This window comes from Bacillus sp. FSL K6-3176 (genome assembly GCF_038003325.1).
Lineage (GTDB): Bacteria > Bacillota > Bacilli > Bacillales > Bacillaceae > Bacillus > Bacillus altitudinis.
Window position 1 is genome coordinate 2989777 of sequence record NZ_JBBOOX010000001.1, and the last position, 18549, is coordinate 3008325.

General features: G+C 41.1%; 21 protein-coding genes. 8 read left to right on the forward strand and 13 right to left on the reverse strand.

The genetic code is table 11. The features are described from left to right. Positions 1 to 78: 78 nt before the first annotated feature. Entirely contained in the window at positions 79 to 525 is a 447-nt protein-coding gene (locus tag MHB38_RS15675) for a YusW family protein (RefSeq protein ID WP_171465740.1), read from the reverse strand. A gap of 113 nt (positions 526 to 638) precedes the next feature. Between MHB38_RS15675 and MHB38_RS15680 the strand changes: the two genes are divergently transcribed. Continuing rightward, positions 639 to 1481 (forward strand): oxidoreductase, encoded by an 843-nt coding sequence (locus MHB38_RS15680; protein WP_148779690.1) that lies wholly within the window; start codon positions 639 to 641, stop codon positions 1479 to 1481. Positions 1482 to 1725: 244 nt separating this feature from the next. Here the strand turns inward: MHB38_RS15680 and MHB38_RS15685 are convergent, their stop codons facing one another. Next, positions 1726 to 3096 carry a S1C family serine protease gene (locus MHB38_RS15685; RefSeq protein WP_008347064.1) on the reverse strand — a complete coding sequence of 457 codons (1371 nt, stop codon included), beginning with the start codon at positions 3094 to 3096 and terminating at the stop codon, positions 1726 to 1728. Between the two features lie 337 nt (positions 3097 to 3433). On the opposite strand from MHB38_RS15685, the gene MHB38_RS15690 reads away from it, so the two are divergent. Then, positions 3434 to 4108, forward strand: a complete 675-nt coding sequence (locus MHB38_RS15690) for a response regulator transcription factor (RefSeq protein WP_008347066.1) — start codon at positions 3434 to 3436, stop codon at positions 4106 to 4108. Beyond that, the gene (locus tag MHB38_RS15695) at positions 4105 to 5436 is read left to right on the forward strand and encodes a HAMP domain-containing sensor histidine kinase (RefSeq protein ID WP_007500323.1); all 1332 of its coding nucleotides are present in this window, start codon (positions 4105 to 4107) and stop codon (positions 5434 to 5436) included. The genes MHB38_RS15690 and MHB38_RS15695 overlap by 4 nt, the downstream gene beginning before the upstream one ends. A 21-nt stretch (positions 5437 to 5457) precedes the next feature. Here the strand turns inward: MHB38_RS15695 and spxO are convergent, their stop codons facing one another. Then, the gene (spxO, locus tag MHB38_RS15700; RefSeq protein ID WP_008347070.1) at positions 5458 to 5622 is read right to left on the reverse strand and encodes an anti-adapter protein SpxO; all 165 of its coding nucleotides are present in this window, start codon (positions 5620 to 5622) and stop codon (positions 5458 to 5460) included. 191 nt (positions 5623 to 5813) lie between these two features. On the opposite strand from spxO, the gene MHB38_RS15705 reads away from it, so the two are divergent. Beyond that, complete coding sequence (locus MHB38_RS15705; protein ID WP_017359276.1) at positions 5814 to 6692, forward strand: TetR/AcrR family transcriptional regulator; 879 nt, start codon at positions 5814 to 5816, stop codon at positions 6690 to 6692. Between the two features lie 26 nt (positions 6693 to 6718). Here the strand turns inward: MHB38_RS15705 and MHB38_RS15710 are convergent, their stop codons facing one another. From MHB38_RS15710 to MHB38_RS15720, 3 genes are all read right to left on the reverse strand, one after another. Beyond that, positions 6719 to 7054 (reverse strand): hypothetical protein, encoded by a 336-nt coding sequence (locus MHB38_RS15710; RefSeq protein WP_202734716.1) that lies wholly within the window; start codon positions 7052 to 7054, stop codon positions 6719 to 6721. A gap of 123 nt (positions 7055 to 7177) precedes the next feature. Then, the gene (gene fumC / locus MHB38_RS15715) at positions 7178 to 8572 is read right to left on the reverse strand and encodes a class II fumarate hydratase (protein ID WP_017359275.1); all 1395 of its coding nucleotides are present in this window, start codon (positions 8570 to 8572) and stop codon (positions 7178 to 7180) included. 87 nt (positions 8573 to 8659) lie between these two features. Beyond that, the gene (locus tag MHB38_RS15720; protein WP_017359274.1) at positions 8660 to 8827 is read right to left on the reverse strand and encodes a YvzF family protein; all 168 of its coding nucleotides are present in this window, start codon (positions 8825 to 8827) and stop codon (positions 8660 to 8662) included. Positions 8828 to 8940: 113 nt separating this feature from the next. On the opposite strand from MHB38_RS15720, the gene MHB38_RS15725 reads away from it, so the two are divergent. Genes MHB38_RS15725 through MHB38_RS15740 form a run of 4 tightly spaced genes read left to right on the forward strand, consistent with a single transcriptional unit; the run spans position 8941 to position 12970 of the window. Then, positions 8941 to 10365 carry a spore germination protein gene (locus MHB38_RS15725; RefSeq protein WP_144716400.1) on the forward strand — a complete coding sequence of 475 codons (1425 nt, stop codon included), beginning with the start codon at positions 8941 to 8943 and terminating at the stop codon, positions 10363 to 10365. Further along, the gene (locus MHB38_RS15730) at positions 10352 to 11446 is read left to right on the forward strand and encodes a GerAB/ArcD/ProY family transporter (protein WP_341003902.1); all 1095 of its coding nucleotides are present in this window, start codon (positions 10352 to 10354) and stop codon (positions 11444 to 11446) included. Before MHB38_RS15725 ends, MHB38_RS15730 begins: the two co-directional genes overlap by 14 nt. Continuing rightward, positions 11443 to 12561: a Ger(x)C family spore germination protein gene (locus MHB38_RS15735; RefSeq protein ID WP_008347083.1), complete on the forward strand. Its 1119-nt coding sequence runs from the start codon at positions 11443 to 11445 to the stop codon at positions 12559 to 12561. Before MHB38_RS15730 ends, MHB38_RS15735 begins: the two co-directional genes overlap by 4 nt. A 40-nt stretch (positions 12562 to 12601) precedes the next feature. Continuing rightward, positions 12602 to 12970: a hypothetical protein gene (locus MHB38_RS15740; RefSeq protein ID WP_007500307.1), complete on the forward strand. Its 369-nt coding sequence runs from the start codon at positions 12602 to 12604 to the stop codon at positions 12968 to 12970. A gap of 42 nt (positions 12971 to 13012) precedes the next feature. On the opposite strand, the gene MHB38_RS15745 is transcribed toward MHB38_RS15740, so the two are convergent. The 7 genes from MHB38_RS15745 to MHB38_RS15775 all read right to left on the reverse strand — a co-directional run bounded on the left by MHB38_RS15745 (position 13013) and on the right by MHB38_RS15775 (position 18493). Beyond that, positions 13013 to 13648: a response regulator gene (locus MHB38_RS15745; protein WP_007500305.1), complete on the reverse strand. Its 636-nt coding sequence runs from the start codon at positions 13646 to 13648 to the stop codon at positions 13013 to 13015. Then, on the reverse strand, positions 13645 to 14709 hold the full coding sequence (gene liaS / locus MHB38_RS15750; protein ID WP_007500303.1) for a two-component system sensor histidine kinase LiaS: 1065 nt from the start codon (positions 14707 to 14709) through the stop codon (positions 13645 to 13647). The genes MHB38_RS15745 and liaS overlap by 4 nt, the downstream gene beginning before the upstream one ends. Continuing rightward, complete coding sequence (liaF, locus tag MHB38_RS15755) at positions 14706 to 15470, reverse strand: cell wall-active antibiotics response protein LiaF (RefSeq protein WP_007500301.1); 765 nt, start codon at positions 15468 to 15470, stop codon at positions 14706 to 14708. The genes liaS and liaF overlap by 4 nt, the downstream gene beginning before the upstream one ends. Positions 15471 to 15500: 30 nt before the next feature. After that, positions 15501 to 16370: a LiaG family protein gene (gene liaG, locus MHB38_RS15760; protein ID WP_048003425.1), complete on the reverse strand. Its 870-nt coding sequence runs from the start codon at positions 16368 to 16370 to the stop codon at positions 15501 to 15503. A 111-nt stretch (positions 16371 to 16481) separates the two neighbouring features. Beyond that, positions 16482 to 17147, reverse strand: coding sequence for a stress responsive protein LiaH (gene liaH, locus MHB38_RS15765; RefSeq protein ID WP_035701331.1), 666 nt, complete (start codon positions 17145 to 17147; stop codon positions 16482 to 16484). A gap of 15 nt (positions 17148 to 17162) precedes the next feature. Continuing rightward, positions 17163 to 17558 carry a hypothetical protein gene (locus MHB38_RS15770; RefSeq protein ID WP_035701334.1) on the reverse strand — a complete coding sequence of 132 codons (396 nt, stop codon included), beginning with the start codon at positions 17556 to 17558 and terminating at the stop codon, positions 17163 to 17165. Positions 17559 to 17923: 365 nt separating this feature from the next. Beyond that, the gene (locus tag MHB38_RS15775) at positions 17924 to 18493 is read right to left on the reverse strand and encodes a cob(I)yrinic acid a,c-diamide adenosyltransferase (RefSeq protein WP_035701336.1); all 570 of its coding nucleotides are present in this window, start codon (positions 18491 to 18493) and stop codon (positions 17924 to 17926) included. Positions 18494 to 18549: the final 56 nt, after the last annotated feature.

An 18549-nucleotide genomic window follows, 5' to 3' on the forward strand; every position in this document is an offset into this window, starting at 1 on the left:
ATCACTTATCTCAATTTAGTGTATCAGATTTAAGTGATCTTGAAAATCATTTTCAATTAAAAAATGAGAAAGTCTCGTTTACTTTTTCTTTTCGAATGCACGTTTTGTCCCATCTTCGAGCTTGATATCGACTCGTATCCGCTGATAATCATCATCTAAATTAAAAGCAGATAATAACTCATTGACATATGTTTCATTCAGCTTTGCACTAGGAATCGACATATCATTGAGCTTCATTTTCATTTCACGTAAAGCTTCTTCCCCTTCATAGCGGACACCATTCATATGATCTCGAATCAGTGCTTCTTCTCTTCCACCAGCTTGACGATAGGTAGCTTCATATAATTCGCTTTTTTGTCCATATTGTACGTGCAATTGCAAATGCTGAAATGGCAATTCCTTCATTTGAACAGCTGACAGACTTTCAGCTTCTGCTTCATGTGGATGTTGTATTGGTTCGATTGAACGACAGCCAGACAGCATAAAGAACAGCACTCCTAGCAGTCCCGCCTTCTTCCAGCACATCATGTGTTTCCTCCTATTTCATAGCATCGTTTTTTATTCTTCTCCAAGCCCCTTTTGGTTATTCAATAAAACAGCAGACTATGGTAGATTAAAACAAAAAGGAGAACCGGAAGATGAATAAAACAGCCATTGTGACTGGTGCCAACAGCGGTTTCGGAAAGCTCATCACACTGCGTCTCGCTCAGCAAGGGTACACTGTGATTGCTGGCGTAAGACAGGAAACCAATGCGAAAAAGCTTGCCGAAGAAGTAAAGAACGCCGCTTTATCCGAATCAATACATATTGAAGCATTAGATGTGACAGATACACAGTCCATTCAAGCATTTCAAAAAAGGCTTAATGCCTATGCTCCCATTCACCTGCTTGTGAACAATGCGGGAACGGCCTATGCTGGTTTTGCTGAAGAAGTGCCTGTTGACCAGTACCGTGAGCAATTTGAAGTCAATGTCTTTGGTGTGATGGAAATGACACAAGCAGTCCTTCCGTTGATGACGAGCGGTGCAAAAATATTGAATATGAGCAGTATCAGCGGACTCATGGGAATGCCCGCACTCTCTCCATATGTATCGTCAAAGTTTGCACTAGAGGGCTATACAGAGAGTTTGCGAATTGAGCTGGCTGCGTTTGGTATTCAGGCCGCTTTGATTGAGCCGGGTTCTTTCCAAACGAACATTTGGAACACCTCCATGAATGAGCAAATGACACCACCATCAGCAGGTTCTAAATACACAACTATTTATCAAAACATGATGTCCTATATAGAGACGCAAAAAAACAACTATGGAGATCCAGGCGAAGTTGCAGAGCTTGTGGTTTCGCTTGCAGAGAAGAAGCGACTAAAGAAGCTAAGGTATCTTGTGGGGAAAGGTGTTCGGCTTTCATTCATAGCAAAGCAGCTCTTGCCTTGGAATGTATGGGAAAACATTATTTTACGGACACTATCCTCAAAAAAATAGGCACAAAAAAACAGGTGGATCGCTTATCCACCTGTCAGCGTGTAGACAAACCTTCGCATTCTTTGTCAGTCCTGCGTGCTGGTGCTCACGAATGTCAAATTCGCTCCGCGCCAGTACTCGTCCTTCCTAGACTTCAAAGGTTTTCTATCACGCTGAAAAAAAGAAGACAAAGGGCTAAAATCAAGTTCATTTTAGCCCTTTGTCAACAATCTAACAGGTGGATCTTTTATCCACCTGTTTTCTTTTATTCGTTATCAGACTGCCCAAGGGTAATATCAAGATTTTTATTCTTTCCATCACGAATGACAGTCATTGTCGTTTTATCGCCAATTTTTGTTTCTTTATAAAGGATTTCTTTCAGCTGTGAGCTGTTCGCTACATCTTTTCCTTTGAACTTGATGATGACATCTCCAGACTTCAAGCCTGCTTTTTGTGCAGGAGATCCTTTTGAAACATCTTTTACATAGATGCCTTTACCGATTTGTTTATCAAATAGGCCAAGTGTATTTTCCTGATACGTTTCAGGCACTTGCTCAAGGTCAATCATTTGTACGCCAAGGTAAGGACGTTCGACTTTTCCATTTTTCAACAGCTGATCTACGATCGGTTTTACATCGTTACTTGGGATCGCAAATCCGAGTGATTCTACTCCGCTTTCGCTAATTTTCAAGCTGTTGATGCCGATGACTTGACCGTCTGTATTGATCAGCGGACCGCCACTGTTTCCAGGGTTAATGGCTGCATCTGTTTGAAGTACATTCATCTCAACAGTTCCAGATGATGTATTGGCTTCAACGGTACGATCGAGACCACTAATAATCCCTTCTGTTACTGTACCAGAGAACTGCGCACCGAGCGGGTTCCCGATTGCAATGACTTTGTCTCCAGCACGTAGCTTAGAAGAATCTCCAAAACTTGCAACTTTATCAATGCCGTCAGCATTTATTTCCACGACAGCTAAATCTGTCATTACGTCACTGCCGACAAGCTTCGCATCTTTTGTTTTCCCATCGTATAGTGTGACCTTTAATTTATTGGCACCCTCGACTACATGGTTATTGGTGATAATGTATGCTTTTTTTCCATCTTTTTTGAAGATGACACCAGAACCCGTTCCAGCTTCTGCTTCAGTTGAATCACCGCTAAGACCGAACGAGTTTTGTGTAGATTGATAGTTTGAAACCCCTACAATCGTCGGCTCTAAATCTTCTACCATATCAGCAACATTCGTCGCATTGGTGATTTGTTTTGTTGAGAAATTTTCAGATGAAGCCGGTTCGCTTGATGCTGTTTGGGTTTGAGTGTTTGCCGCTGTATCTTGTGACTGCGGTAAAAGCGGTGTAATGCCAAGCACAAGACCGCCACCAATAATCCCTCCAAGAATCGGACTTAGCCATGCAGCCTTTCGTTTTTTCTCCTTTTTAGACGAACGGTCATCAATCACTTGAGGAGACCCATTTGTCACCCTCTCCTGAGAGGCAGATGCTTCGTTTTCATGATGGTGAAAAACGAGTTCTTTCTCTTTTTCTGGTTCTTCTATTTGTTTCTCATTCTCTTGATGTGTGTGTTCTTGATCATTCATTTTTTTCTCTTCATCTTCTCTTCGGAAATCCATCGCTTGCACTCCTTTGCATCATTTTCATGAAATGCTTCATTCATATGTCTAGACAGGACTCATGTCCTCTTAATGGCAATATCATTGAAAAATTCTTTATGACAATATGTCAAATTATATAATACTTATTCATAGAAAAAAAGCAAGGTGTGCACATTGGTGAAAAGCACCTATTCATTAGCCTTTTGTCTATGCCCTTTTTTCCCTTGAGCTTATCATAAACAAACATTATGGGATAATAATGAGAAGAATATGTGAAATTGTGAAAAAAGCGTGTGATTGTTGACATGCCGCCTTTGTATCCCGTTATAATGACGTTGAGAGGATGTGGAAGACTTTGTCGTACACCATTTATTTAGTTGAAGATGAGCAGAATTTAAATGAACTGTTAACCAAATATTTAGAGAGTGAAAATTGGAATGTGTCCTCTTTTTTAACCGGAGAAGCGGCACGCGCGGCCATGAACAAGCCACCGCATCTATGGATTTTAGATATTATGCTGCCTGATACGGACGGCTACACACTCATTAAAGAAATCAAAGCAGCCTCGCCTGACGTACCGGTCATTTTTATTTCGGCACGTGATGCAGATATTGATCGTGTGCTTGGCTTAGAACTCGGGAGCAGTGATTATATTGCGAAACCCTTTCTTCCGCGCGAGCTGATCATCCGCGTGCAAAAGCTGCTGGAGCTTGTATATAAAAACAGTGACACACCTCAGCAAAGCGTCACACCCGTTTCTTCCTATATCATTCATGAGGACGTAAGAGAGGTGTATGAAGGAGATCAGCTGATTAACTTAACGTCTAAGGAATTTGATTTGCTGCTCTTATTTACCCATCATCAAGGACATGCCTTTTCCCGGGAAGATATCCTCGTCAAGATCTGGGGGCACGATTACTTCGGGACAGATCGTGTGGTCGATGATCTTGTCAGACGGCTGCGAAAAAAAATGCCTGACTTAAAAGTCGAGACCATTTATGGATTTGGCTATAGGATGCTAAAAGGATGAAGAACAAACCACTCGCTTTTCAAATTTGGGTTGTCATCTCTGGCATTTTACTCACCATCTCGATTGTCCTGATCATTTTATTTTCAAATACATTACGCAGCTTCTTTACGAATGAAATTTATAAAAACATCGAAAACGAGCAGCAAGTGTTAACAGAATACCCTCTGAATCGAGACGGCTCACCAAAGTCGACACCAGAAAACCGCTCGGTTCAGCACATTCTGATTCCGTCAGATGAATTAAATCAAATGGCTCAGTTTTTCCCGCATGCCTTTATTGAAAAAGTGCAGTCCTTTGTTAAAAAACAAAAAAGCGCAACAAAACGCTATTCTGAAGAAGTGAATGGCCAGCATATCTTTTTTGTGATCAAAAAAGTCTCAACTGGCAATACACAATATATTCTCTTGTCATATGCACCCGATTCTTATCGAGATGACTTGTCCTTTACACTGTTTAAACAGCTGATTTTCATCTTAGGAACTGTTATTTTACTAAGCTGGATTCCATCGATTTGGCTCGCCCGCTACTTATCACGTCCAATCGTCGCGTTTGAAAAGCACGTCAAGCGCATTGCACAAGAAGACTGGGACGATCCTGTGATGGTTGACCGGCAAGATGAAATTGGCAAGCTGGGGCATACGATTGAAGAAATGAGACAAAAGCTCATTCAAAAGGATGAAACAGAACGAACGCTTTTGCAAAATATATCACACGACTTAAAAACACCTGTGATGGTCATCCGCGGTTATACGCAGTCTATTAAAGATGGAATTTTCCCTAAAGGAGATCTTGAACAAACGGTGGAAGTGATTGAAGGCGAAGCGGAAAAGCTTGAGAAGAAAATCAAAGATTTGCTGTATTTAACAAAGCTTGATTATTTATCAAAACAACATCCGGCGCATTCTCCCTTCCTTGTGAGTAATACAATGCTGGAAGTGGTTGACCGTTTACGCTGGTCGAAAAATGAATTGCAGTGGAACGTGGACTTAGATGATGAGGCTGCACTTGAAGGCGATCCAGAACAATGGAGCAAATTATTTGAAAATGTATTAGAAAATCAACTTCGCTACGCAAAAAATAAAATTGATATTCATATGAAGCAGGAAGAGGATCAAATTCGCATCGTCATTCGTAATGATGGCCCTCCAATTGAAGAACACATGCTATCCAGCCTATACGAACCTTTTAGTAAGGGAAAAAAGGGCGAATTCGGCATTGGATTAAGCATTGTCAAACGAATTCTTTCGATGCATCAAGCGTCCATATCAATTGAAAATGATGAACTAGGTGTACGCTATACGATCACTGTTCCAAAGAAGAGGCTGTAGGTTTTACACCGCAGTCTTTTTTTAGATGAATGAATACCCATTGAAATCACGGTATGTGGCTTTGATCTTCTTGCCAGCTTGATACATCCATTTCTTTTCAATGGTTGTCTCTTTCGGCATTTTGACTTTTTCTACTTGAATTCCTTTTGCTTTCAAGCGTCTAATCATATCATCAATTTCTCTCATGGAACATCATCCTTTCACATTTTTGACCGGTTGGTCACCTTACTTTATAATATAAAGAATTACACTGTAAAAAACAAGTTACAATCTGATTAATTTTTGAAAAGTTTTGTCGTTTATGACCGATAAGTCACATCTCTTTGCGCACGTTTCCTAAGACATTTGTCGCTCGGTAAGAAAGGATGACATTCATATTGAAAAAGAAAGAAAAAATGATTATTGAGGCTGGTATGAAGTTATTTGCCAGCAAAGGCTATAATACAACGTCTGTTCAGGAAATTGCGGATGAATGCCACATGTCAAAGGGTGCGTTTTACCTTTATTTCAAATCGAAGGAAGCACTACTTATTTCGATCTTGCATTACTATTACGATAAGGTATTTACCCGGATTCATGAGGTTCAAACAGAGGGCGGCACACCAAAAGAGGCCTACCGGAAACAGCTCACTGTCTATTACGATAATATTTTGCAGCAAAAAGATTTTATTAAAATGCAGCTAAGCGACAGGGCGCTCCCATTGAACGAAGAAACGCAACAGCTCGCAAAGCAAATTCGACTTGCGACGATTCAGTTGCACATTGATAACATTAAGCAAGTGTATGGAGATGCGGCCATTCCTTATATGGCTGATCTATGTTTAACGATTGAGGGCATGAGTCACGTTTACTTTGAGCTTGCCATTTTATATGATTTTCAGCTCGAAGCAGAGGAGCTTGCCGCAACAATGATTCACCGTATCGATGATCTAATGGGCGGTATGATGAAGCGCAATGACCATCCACTCATTTCTGTGGACCAAGCAAGCGACTGGTTCGGCCCGATTTATGAACGATCATTTGACCCGCTCACAGAATCTCTATTAAAAGAATTAAGAGAGCTGGCAGAAGCACATTATGAAGTGAAAGACGAGCCAGATTTATTTGAAGCGCTTGGCATTTTAGAAAACGAGTTAAACAAACAAAAACCAAGACAAGTCATCGTCAAAGGCATGCTTTATCAATTGAAATTATACACACCGCTTCAGCCGGTCTCCGGCTCCTTATTACGCATTCTAAAAGAAGATCATTTATAAAACCCAGGGCTTGCTTGCCCTGGGTTTTATTGTGACAAATAATCAAAATTCTTTTCTGTTATGTCAGGAAGTTTGTTCGCTTGGACTCTTTCAAGCAATTCATCTACATATCTTTGAACAGCCAGCATGTCATACGGAAAATCAAAATCAAATTCTTCCTCCACCGGCAGTATGTCCATATAATACGAACAGGCTGGTTTATTACCAAGCATATCGTTATTGAAGCTTAACACATCTTCATACGATTCTTCTGACAGTTCAAAATTAGAAATCAAGTATATATCAATATGATTTCCACTCTTTTGGCACCTTTGATCAACATATAATAAAAAAGCAGACTCCTCCGTATCCTGTGATACCAATTGGAAAAATTCAACATCCCGTGTCCGTAACCACCTAATAAATCTTGTCTTTAGCTGCCTCAAACACCTTTCACCTCGCTATGTTTCCATATAAAAACCAGAGGCACAGAGGCCTCTGGTGTCTTATTTTGCTTTCGGTGTCACCATTTCTTCTGGTTTCACAAACTCTTCAAACTGCTCTTCTGTTAATAGCTCTAATTGAAGGGCAGCTTCTTTTAACGTTAAACCTTCTTTGTGCGCAAGCTTCGCAATTTTCGCTGCATTTTCATATCCGATGTGCGGGTTCAGTGCCGTCACAAGCATCAATGAATTATTCAGGTTTTTCTCGATTGTTTCTAGGTTTGGTTCAATTCCAACAGCACACTTGTCATGGAATGAGTTCATACCGTCAGCAAGCAATTCAACTGACTGCAAGAAGTTATAGATGATGACCGGCTTAAATACGTTCAGCTCGAAGTTTCCTTGGCTTGCGGCAAAACCGATTGTTGCATCATTCCCCATGATTTGTGCGGCAATCATTGTTAAAGCTTCACTTTGAGTTGGGTTGACTTTTCCTGGCATAATGGAGCTGCCTGGCTCATTTTCAGGAATGATCAATTCACCAATTCCGCAGCGAGGACCACTTGCAAGCCATCTCACATCATTGGCAATTTTCATTAAGTCAGCTGCAAGTGCTTTAAGCGCACCGTGTGCATATGTGATTTCATCATGACTTGTCAGCGCATGGAATTTGTTTGGTGAAGAATTGAACGTTTGACCTGTTAACTGGCTGATTTCTTCAGCCACGTATTTACCAAACTCAGGATGTGCGTTAATTCCCGTACCAACAGCTGTTCCGCCAATGGCAAGTTCTCTCATTTTTTCAGTAGATTCTAAAATCATTTCTTTTGAACGATCAAGCATGTACACCCAGCCGCTAATCTCTTGGCCCACTGTAAGAGGTGTTGCATCTTGCAAATGCGTACGGCCAATTTTCACGATCTCTTGGTATGCTTTCGCTTTCTCATCAAGCGTCGCTCTTAACTGGTCAATCGCAGGCAATAGCTTTTTGTACACAGCTAAAACAGCTGCCACGTGCATAGCCGTTGGGAATGTATCATTTGAGCTTTGGCTGCGGTTGACATCGTCATTCGGGTGAATGCTGAATTCACTATTTTTATCTTTCAAGTAAGCAGTTGCTCTATTTGCAACGACTTCGTTCATGTTCATGTTACTTTGTGTTCCACTTCCTGTTTGCCATACAACAAGCGGGAAATGCTCGTCATACTTTCCACTGATGATGTCATCACATACAGCAGCAATCGCTTCTGCTTTTTCACTTTCTAAGTTGCCTAGACGTTCGTTCGCAATCGCTGTGCTACGTTTCAAAATTGCAAACGCATTCACAACTTCCTTTGGCATTTTCTCAGAACCGATTTTGAAATTTTCTTTGCTTCGTTGTGTTTGTGCACCCCAGAACTTGTCCTGTGGCACCTTGATTTCGCCCATTGTATCTTTTTCGATTCTAAATTCTGTCATTATGTATCCCTCCATAGCTTCATCACTCAACTCTATTCTATACAAAAAACGAAAATCCTTTAAGCGTTTTCAATTAAAATTTTATCTTTATTTTAATTTTAGTTCAATATAAACACGAACATCTTTGGAATATTTGTATTTTGGATTTGTTTTTCCGTAATCTTTTGACGTATAAGTCACCTCATAATGCTTGTCAAACGACTGTAGAATAAGGTCGATCTCCTCTTTTGTTCCTGCTAAACGAATTTGCGCCATCTTCTTTCCTCCAACACCGTGATTCTTTCATATACCACAAAATAATGTAACACAGAATATTGTTTTTTCAAGCAGGTAATGCTAAGAAAAAGAAATTGAGGCGGGTGATCCATTTGAATCAAACTCCATTGAAAGAGCACTTATACGATAATCTCTCTGCCATTCTCCCTCAGTTAAAGGACATGGATGATTTGATCCATGAGAAAAAAACATTGCCTCATGGACAGGTTGTCTACTATTTATACATTAAAGAAATGAACGAAGCGATGCAGATTCAAACCTTCTTAAAACTGCTATTGCAAGATCATGCAACTCTAACAAAAGAGAAGCTAGAATCCAATTTATCAATGATGACAACTCGTACGGTGGAAACCTCTGAAGAGCTGGTAGATGCCATTTTTCAAGGACATTGTGTCGTACTGATTAATGGATTTCAGCACGCTTATATTTTAGAAACACACGGAACGAAGAAACGCAGTTTAGGAGATGCTACATCTGAAACCGTCGTAAGAGGACCAAAGATTGGTTTCATTGAAGATATCAACACGAACTTAGCTCTCGTCAGACAGCGTTTGAAAAATCCTGATCTCAAAACAGTAGACATGAAAATCGGCGAAAAGAAATACACCCAAGTATCGATCATGTACATTGACGGGATCGTTGAGCCCTCTGTTTTAAAAGAGGTAAAAAAGCGTCTCAAACAAGTCACCATTGATGATATTCAAGACTCAGGCGTTCTTGAGGAGCTCATTGAAGACAATGTATATTCTCCTTTTCCGCAAATTCAAAACACAGAACGGCCTGATAAAGTCGCATCTGCTTTAAACAATGGGCGCGTCGCCATCTTTGTTGATCATTCGCCTTTTATCTTAATTGTGCCTGCTTCCCTTGCGATAATTATGCAGTCACCTGATGATTATTATGAAAGATGGATCGCCGCCTCTCTTATTCGTTTGCTACGTTTTACGTCCATCTTTCTCACATTGTTTTTATCAGCCATTTATATTGCCCTTGTGTCCTTCCATCAAGGCCTTTTGCCCACAACTTTAGCTATTTCCATCTCAAGTACACGAGAGAATGTCCCCTTTCCTCCTATTGTGGAAGCACTCATCATGGAAATGACCATTGAGCTGCTGCGAGAGGCTGGGTTAAGGCTTCCTAATCCACTTGGACAAACAATCGGACTTGTGGGCGGTGTTGTCATTGGGCAGGCAGCCGTACAAGCCCATATCGTCAGCTCCATTATGGTCATTATTGTCAGCGTCATTGCACTTGCATCCTTTACCTTTCCTCAATATGGAATGGGGATATCATTTCGTGTCCTTCGCTTTGTATCCATGTTTACTGCAGCTGCATTCGGTTTATATGGACTTGTCCTGTTTATGCTCGTCTTACTCACTCATTTGACAAGACAAAAAAGCTTTGGCACCCCATATTTTTCACCAGATTTTGTGTTCAGTTATAAAAATGAGGACAATTCCATCATCAGATTGCCTTTGAAAAATCAAAAGAAAGGGGAACGACATGGTCAATCATAAAGAGTCGATCACAAGCTATCAGGCAAGTGCCATTATCGCCAATACCACACTAGGTGCAAGTATGATGATTCTGCCAAGATCAATGGCTCAAGTGGCGCCTACACCTGACGGCTGGATTGCACTCTTACTCATGAGTGTGATATACATTGTGTTCATTTTTGTCAATGTGCTCATGATGAAAAAGGTCTCCTTTTCTTCCTACTATGACTATACAAAAGAAGGACTTGGAAAATGGATTGGCTCACTTGCCAACCTGTTGATTATTATTTACTTTCTCGGCGTTGCCAGCTATGAAGTACGAGCTATGTCTGAGATGGTGAAATTCTTTCTACTTCAAAACACACCTGTAGCCGTGACGATGATTAGCTTTATTTTGGTTGGTTTTTATCTCGTAGTTGGTGGAATTGGTGATTTTGCCAGACTGTGCCCATTTTTCCTCATTGTCACCCTAATTATCTTATTTCTTGCATACGGACTCAGTGTGCAAGAATTTAAATTAGATAACTTAAGGCCTGTATTAGGAGAGGGATTCTCCCCTGTCTTCAAATCCTTGAACGCATCAGCCATTTCATTTGTAGGTATTGAAATGATGCTGTTTATGCCTGCCTACATGAAAACGCAAAAACACACTTTTGCTTATGGCGCAATCGGCTTTTTGGTTCCTGCGATCATCTATATTTTCACCTATATTCTTGTGGTTGGTGCGTTCACGGTGAAAGAAACAGCGACTTTGACTTGGCCGACGATTGCCTTATTTCAATCGTTTGATATACAAGGGATTTTTATTGAACGGATTGAATCCTTTTTGCTGATTGTTTGGCTTGTCCAGCTTTATACGAGCTTTGTAGGATATACGTTTTTTGCTACGATAGGAGTCATCAAATTGACTAAATTCCCTAAAAAAATCGCGCTCGCCTTGATGGGCATTGTGATCTTCTTTGCCGCTCTTTTCCCAAAAGATGTTGATACGGTCCGAGACTATTTAACCTACGTAAACAACTTGTTCTTTCTTCTATTTGGTATACTCCCGTTTCTTTTATTTATCATCGTATTTTTCAAAAGGAGGCGGAAAACAGCATGAAAAAGAAAGCGGTTCTTGCGCTCTTCTCACTGATTCTATTATGCGGGTGCTGGGATAGTACAAATATCGAGGAGCTCAACATGGCAATTGGATTTGCTGTAGATAAAGGAGATGACGGACATAAATTGAAGCTGTCTATGCAGGTGCTCGTTCCGCAAAAAATTGAGCAAGAATCAAGCGTGAAAGATCCGACGAAGATTATTGAGACAAGCGGTGATTCCATACACCAAATTTTTCGTACAACGGCCCTAAAAACACACCGCATTTTTGCTCAGCAGCTGAGGGTTTATTTGTTTTCTCAAGACCTTATCAATGAAAATAATTTCGATTTGGTCATCAATCAATTCATTCGGGACAATGAAACACGAAGAGGAAGCCTTGTCTTTATGGCCTCTGAGAAGCCTGGAGATATGCTGAAAATCAATGACGACGGCCAGCCTGCCGCTTCCACCTTATACGATATTTCTTCGAATACAAAAACGACCATTCGTATGTTCAAGCCCGTTTCCTTAGGAGATATTTCTTCTGCTATGCAAAACAACGTATCCTTTGCCATTCCGAAAGTCAGTGTCAGTCAGGGCAAATTAATGCTGGATGGTGCCTCGATTATTCAGAACAAACGATTTCTCACCAACATCTCTCCTTTAGCGGTGCAGTCCTACAACCTGCTGACTGGAGATGCAACAGGCGGAGTGATTGAATTCCAATATGAACATAGCATTTATTCTTTTGAGATCTTTAAAATCAAACACAACATTGACACCCATAAAACAGCCAGTGGCAAATATGAATTTGATGTGTCAGTGGAGCTTGATGGAAGATTGTCTGAGGATTGGAATGAACGGGAAAATTCATTTAATGAAAAATACCTCCAAGAAATTGAGAAAGTCGTGGCACATCGACTTGAGGAAAATGTAAAAGATTTTATCGGGGAATTACAGCATGAGATCAAAGCAGATATTTGTGGATTTTATCAAAAAGCGAGTATTGCCTATCCGAAGGAATTCCGAAAAGAAGCAAAACATTGGGATGACATTTTTAGTGAATCGGATATTCGTTACAAGGTAAATGTGAAAATCCGTGACTTCGGGACTAAGGGCGCAACACAATCCTAATAGAGTATGTTAAAATGGTAAGAAAAAAAGGGTGTCAATCATGAAACGAGCTTTACTTTCGGCCGGCATTCTATTTTTGATTCTAGGAATACTTCTGTTAGTCGTGGTATTCATGCAATCAAAAGAAGATTTCTTCATTGAAGCCGACAGCTTTTCAAGCACATTTTTGATCGTGATTTATTATGGACAAACCCCTGCGCTCCTTCTGATTGGAGGCGGTTTATTTGTTGGACTTTCACAGATCATTGATTTGCAAGAGAAAAAAGCTGCAGTGGCAAAGGAAAGCGTCAAGCTGCTTTCCGAGATGAAGAAAACCCTGGAAGACAAATCGGCCGAGGAGCAGGAGGCTTTTCCAGTTCCTGAGCTCCATCAACTATCCGAACGTCCAATCACAGGACAGAAGGACTAATTTTGTGCATGTTCCAGCAGCTTTCATTTGAAAGCTGTTTTTTTATTGAATCAGCTTATGGCGATGTGCATACACGGCCGCTTGTGTGCGGTCTTCTACATCAAGCTTGGAAAGAATGTTGGTAATATGCGTCTTGACTGTTTTGATGGTAATAAACAATTCCTCAGCAATGACCTTATTCGATTTCCCATCGGCAATCAGCTTTAATATTTCCATTTCTCTTGCGGTTAACGAATCGTGCAGAATGGACCCATTTGATGAATGGCGGAGTTTGTTCATGACCTTTCCAGCTACTTTTGATTCAAGCCTTGGTTCGCCGATACTTGCAGACCTGATGGCATCAGCAATTTCTCCTGCTTTCGATGTTTTTAAAAGATAGCTTAAAGCACCAGCCTCAATCACTGGATACACTTTATCATCATCAATAAAGCTCGTCAGTACAATAATCCGGGCATCCTCTATTTCCTGACAAATTCTTTTCGTTGCTTCGATGCCATCCATGCCTTCCATGACAAGGTCCATTAAAATCACGTCTGGCTTTAATTCAACCGCTAGTTCTACACCTTTTTGTCCATCTGACGCTTCACCGATGACTTCAATATCCGCCTGTGCCTCTAAAAAAGCAGCAAGACCCATTCTCACCATTTCGTGATCGTCAATTAAAAGCACTCGAATCATCGAACGTTCTCTCCTTTTCCTTCATCAAAAATGGGAACCTTCACATCAATTTGTGTGCCTTTTCCCTCAAATGACATAATCTCTGCGACACCGCCTACTTCACTTGTTCTTTCTCGTATCGATTCAAGTCCGTAGGAAGCAGTCTTCACATGATCTGTTTGAAAACCAATCCCGTTGTCGATAATTTTCAATTGAACTTGACGGTTCCGAATAAGCAGACGTACTGTCACCTTTGTCGCCTTTGCATGCCTAAACACATTGGAAAGGGCTTCTTGCACAATTCGGAACAGATGGTCCTCCACCCCTTTAGACAGCGGAGCATCATCTTCTATTTCCCAATCAATATCAATTGGCTGCTTTGCCTGAAATTCATTGAGTAGCTCAATCAAGCCTTTTTTCAAGTCTTTTCCTTCAAGGGTGATCGGTCTTAAATGCAAAAGGAGTGCACGCATCTCATTTTGTGCATCGCCAGCCATTCGTTCCACAAGACGCATTTGCTTTAAAATCTTTTCATCCTTTTCCTTCATCCCTTCAAGAATCGCAGACGTCATCATCGAAATGGCGAATAGCTGCTGGCTGACTGCATCATGCAGCTCACGCGCTAGACGCTGACGCTCTTCTGAGACAACCGATTTTTTCATTTGAACCTGCCATTCAGCTCGCTCATTTGAGAGCTTTTGTAAGGAGGCTACTTGCCCTTCCACTCGTTTCGCCATTTCATTTAATTGATCTGCCGCCAAACCAATTTCATCATCACCTAGAGAAGGCAGTCTATAGGCAAAATTCCCATTTTCAAACTTCAAAATCGACTCTACAAGCTGATCCAGCCGCTTCTTATGCTGATAGCCAAACACATGCCCCGCTGATACACCAATGGCGAGACTAATAATGAGCAAAATACAAAAAAACGGGATGCCGAACCACCGCGTAGACAGTAAAATCATGGGATCAAGCTGGTAATAAAAAAACATCGGGAGTGTCGTCATGATGACAACACCAAGCGAGATACCGACTGCAAGACGAACAGATTGCCACTGGATGCCTAAATGCAGTTTCCTCATAAGTACCTCACATCCACATCCCCTATCAGGAGAGAAATGGAGATTTTCACTTTTCGCTTGCTCTCATCATAATCATTTGTCATGACATACACTTTACTGCCGAACCCGCTTCTTTTTTCATCAATGATTTTCATATCACCAATCGCCGCCGAAGCACTCACACACACTTCAATATCCTGCGGTACATAAATATCGACATCTCCGATGAGTCCACTAATGACGATCGTACTCTCTTCCTCAGCAATGATTGCCTTTGATAAGTCGATTTTGACATCGCCAATAAAACCTGAAATGGTCAAATCGCTTAATTGAAATGGTTTTTTCATCAGCCTGACTTCACCGATGAAGAAATCATGTTCTTTGCGCGGCTTTGTCTGGCTTTTTGTTTTCTTCTGATCGCCCTCTTTTTCAAGATTGACTTTCAGTGAAGGCTTTCCATCGTCTGATGATTCCTTTTTATCGACATCAAAAACAGGTTTGTTTTTCAATAAACGATAGCCCGCATAGATCAAAAAGGCAGCAAATAAATACCCAGTCAAACTAAACGTGATATTTAGTAGAAACTTCAAGAAGAGAAAGCCTGCAAAAATATAGGAAACCGAACCGAGCCAACGTTTAGATCGAGAGTGCAGCCAATAACCAGCTAGAGCAAAAAACACTGGCCAAAATAGGTCTGCCCCAATCCCAATAATTTTGAGAAAAAGATTAATACCGAAAATCACCACAATGATGCCTAAAATTTGATTTCTAGAAAAACGCAGTTGACTCGCCTCCTTCCTTTTTACGTTTGTTTACCGCAATTTTAAGTTTCCGCTTGTCATCTCAATATCGACTAAGTGTGTCCCTTTCCCATGCGTGCCTGTAAAACCTCGGCCTTCACTATCCGCTTGGTCAAAACCATACGAATGATCAATACGTCCACTCGTTTTTTTCACTTGGACTTTGAAATCTCCCTCATCTGGCAAGTTCAATTTCGCACTGCCTGATGTCATGTGAAAGTCGACTGGTGAATCAATTGTATCAAAGCTTGCTGTCAGCCTGCCGCTTGTCATGCCTAATTGCAGCTTTCCTTTTACATCTTGAATATCAGCACGACCAGAAGTGGCACCAATATCACTTTCCTTCGCATCAATATGAGACACTGAGAGTCTGCCAGAAGTCGCCTTGATTTCCACTCGATTTGCTGAGAAGTTCTCAGCTGTGAGGTTTCCGCTCGTTGATTTGAGCGTCACATCTTGAAGAGACAGCTTTCCTTCGCCATTTACTTCGCTCACGCCGATTCCACCTGTTATTTTCACATCTTTATGATAACCTGTTGGAATTTTGACTAAGAGTTCTCCTTTTTCAAATGCAGAGAAAAACAAAAATCCTTTATTTTCAGCACGGACTTTGAATGTTCCGCCTGTTTGTTCCGCATACATTTTCCCTTTTCCATTCACAACCATCACAGAAATATCCGAACGATCTTCCGGCTTCACCTTGATGCGAAATCCAGAAAGAGAGATATCTAATTGTTCAACCTCATCCTTTTTCGCTGAAGCTGTTGTGACCGCTTTATCACGAGAAAAGCTCAAATGAAAGAGATCTCCATTTTTGAAAAGCATCCCAATCATCAAAAAAACACCAACAAGTATACAAATTAGACCAATGAACCGTTTCATTTATACCATCCCTTTATCCTTTGACCTTTTTATTATAAGGAAAAGCGAAACAGAAAGAAATCAAATAACGGAAGAAAAATCCTGTTTTTCTTCCGTTTTGACACATTTCCATTAGTTTGCCGGCTGTTTCTCAGGCTGCTTTGATCGTTGAAGCTTTTGCCATTCCTTTTCAACCTCATCAGCGTAATCAAGATGAGCATAAGCACCCTGATCGGCAAATTGTGCATAGCTGCCCGCTTTTGTCTCCATTTCCTCTATACGATTCTCCATGCGTAGAAATTCTTTATAAGCACTTTCACTATCAACCTTATTCATAGATTCATTCATATGCTGCTTTGCCTGTGCGGCATTGGCTCTTGCAATCAGCGCTTGCTTCTTGTCTTTAACATCACGCAGTTTTGTTTCTAGATGCTGCAACTGTTCTTTCAGCTCTTTCAGCTGTTTAACAGATTGCTGATAGGCTTCTTGATATTCGTTGTGCTTTTCTTCAAAATACTTCATTTCAGTCAGTGCTTTCCGTACAAGTTCTTCTTCTCCTGCCTGAAACGCCAGCTCCGCCTGTTTCTTTCGCTTATCAGCAAATGCTTCTGTTTCTTCTGCTTTTCTCAAGAAACCTTGCTGAATGGTTTGCTGTTTAATGATCGCATGTTTCGCTTTGGCAATATCGTCCTCCATATCACGAACATATTGATTCAGCATGACACGCGGATTCTCCAATTTATCTAAGCCTTCATTGACTGTTGCAACAAACATATCACGTACTCTTCTTAATACCATTTCATATTCCTCCCTTTATTTTTTCTTTAAAAAATCTTCCCATTCTTGATCAAATGACGTGTGCATAGATTCTTCCATGTTCGGTGCCGTGTTTGGCTCCATATATGTTGTTCTGCCGGATGATTCCTTTGCAGATTCACCATTGATCATCTTCCAGCCAAAGTAGAGAAGTACTCCAGCAAATGCGATTCCGAGTAAAAATGGCAGCGACTGTGCGACGAGCAATACACCGATAATAGTGAGTATGACCCCTGTTGTTTTACTGCCTTTATCATATTTTTTGACACCTACATAAATGAGCCAGGCCCCAATCAAAGTCGGGATCAGCCCGCCCAATGAACCACCAAAGAAGATGGATAAACCGATAAACATCAGGATTGAACCGATGATGGTTTTACTTGTGATTTTCATCTTCATGCCTCCTTTCTTGCTCCTTGCTTTAACTATAGTCAAAAAAGGAAGCCGGCAAAACGTGTCGTAGATTGATCTTTGGTTGCGACCAGAGTCGTAACATGGCTCAGACTGAGCGGTTGAATCTATAGAAAAAGCACTCTTCGACTAGAAGAGTGCTCAGATTATTGACAAAGGGCTAAAATGAACTTTATTTTAGCTCTTTGTCTTCTTTTCAGTGTGATAGAAAACCTTTGCAGTCTAGGAAGAACAGTTACTTTTGCGGAGCGAATTGGACATTCGTGAGCACCGGCACGCAGGACTGACAAAGAATGCGAGGGTTTGCCTACACGCTGAACACTCTTCGACTAGAAGAGTGCTTTTCCTCATTTAGAACGAAACACGTCTGCACTTCGTTCATATTCAACATCCGCTTCACCGAGCCGATGATTCACAATACGGGCGACAGCAAATAAATAGTCGGATAGACGGTTCACATATGTGAGCGTAACTGCTGGAATTTCCTCCTGCTTTGCGAGTGTCACAATATGCCGCTCGGCTCTCCTGACGACTGTTCGCGCTACATGTAAGAGGGCAGCACCTTCCTGGCCGCCAGGTAAAATAAATTTAGTCAGCGGTGCGGCTTCTTCTACATACACGTCCATTCGCTTTTCAAGGACTGTGACAGATTCTTCTTTTAACTTGCCTTCTTTCGGAGGTTTCACCGCTGCCAAATCACCGCCGCAGTCAAACAGCTCATGCTGAATGACCATCAGCTCAGATAGAATATCTTGAAACAATTCGCCATGCTGCCTTAAGTTTGCATGGGCTAGTCCAATCAAACTATTCGCCTCATCTAATGTACCGTACGCTTCTACTCTTGCGTCATCTTTATCAGCCCGCCCGCCAATCAAGCCTGTTTGACCTTCATCTCCGGTTTTTGTATAAAGTTTCATTGAGGTTCCCCCTTATCCATTGCTTGTTCCTTTTAGTATACCCTGAAGTGGAAAAG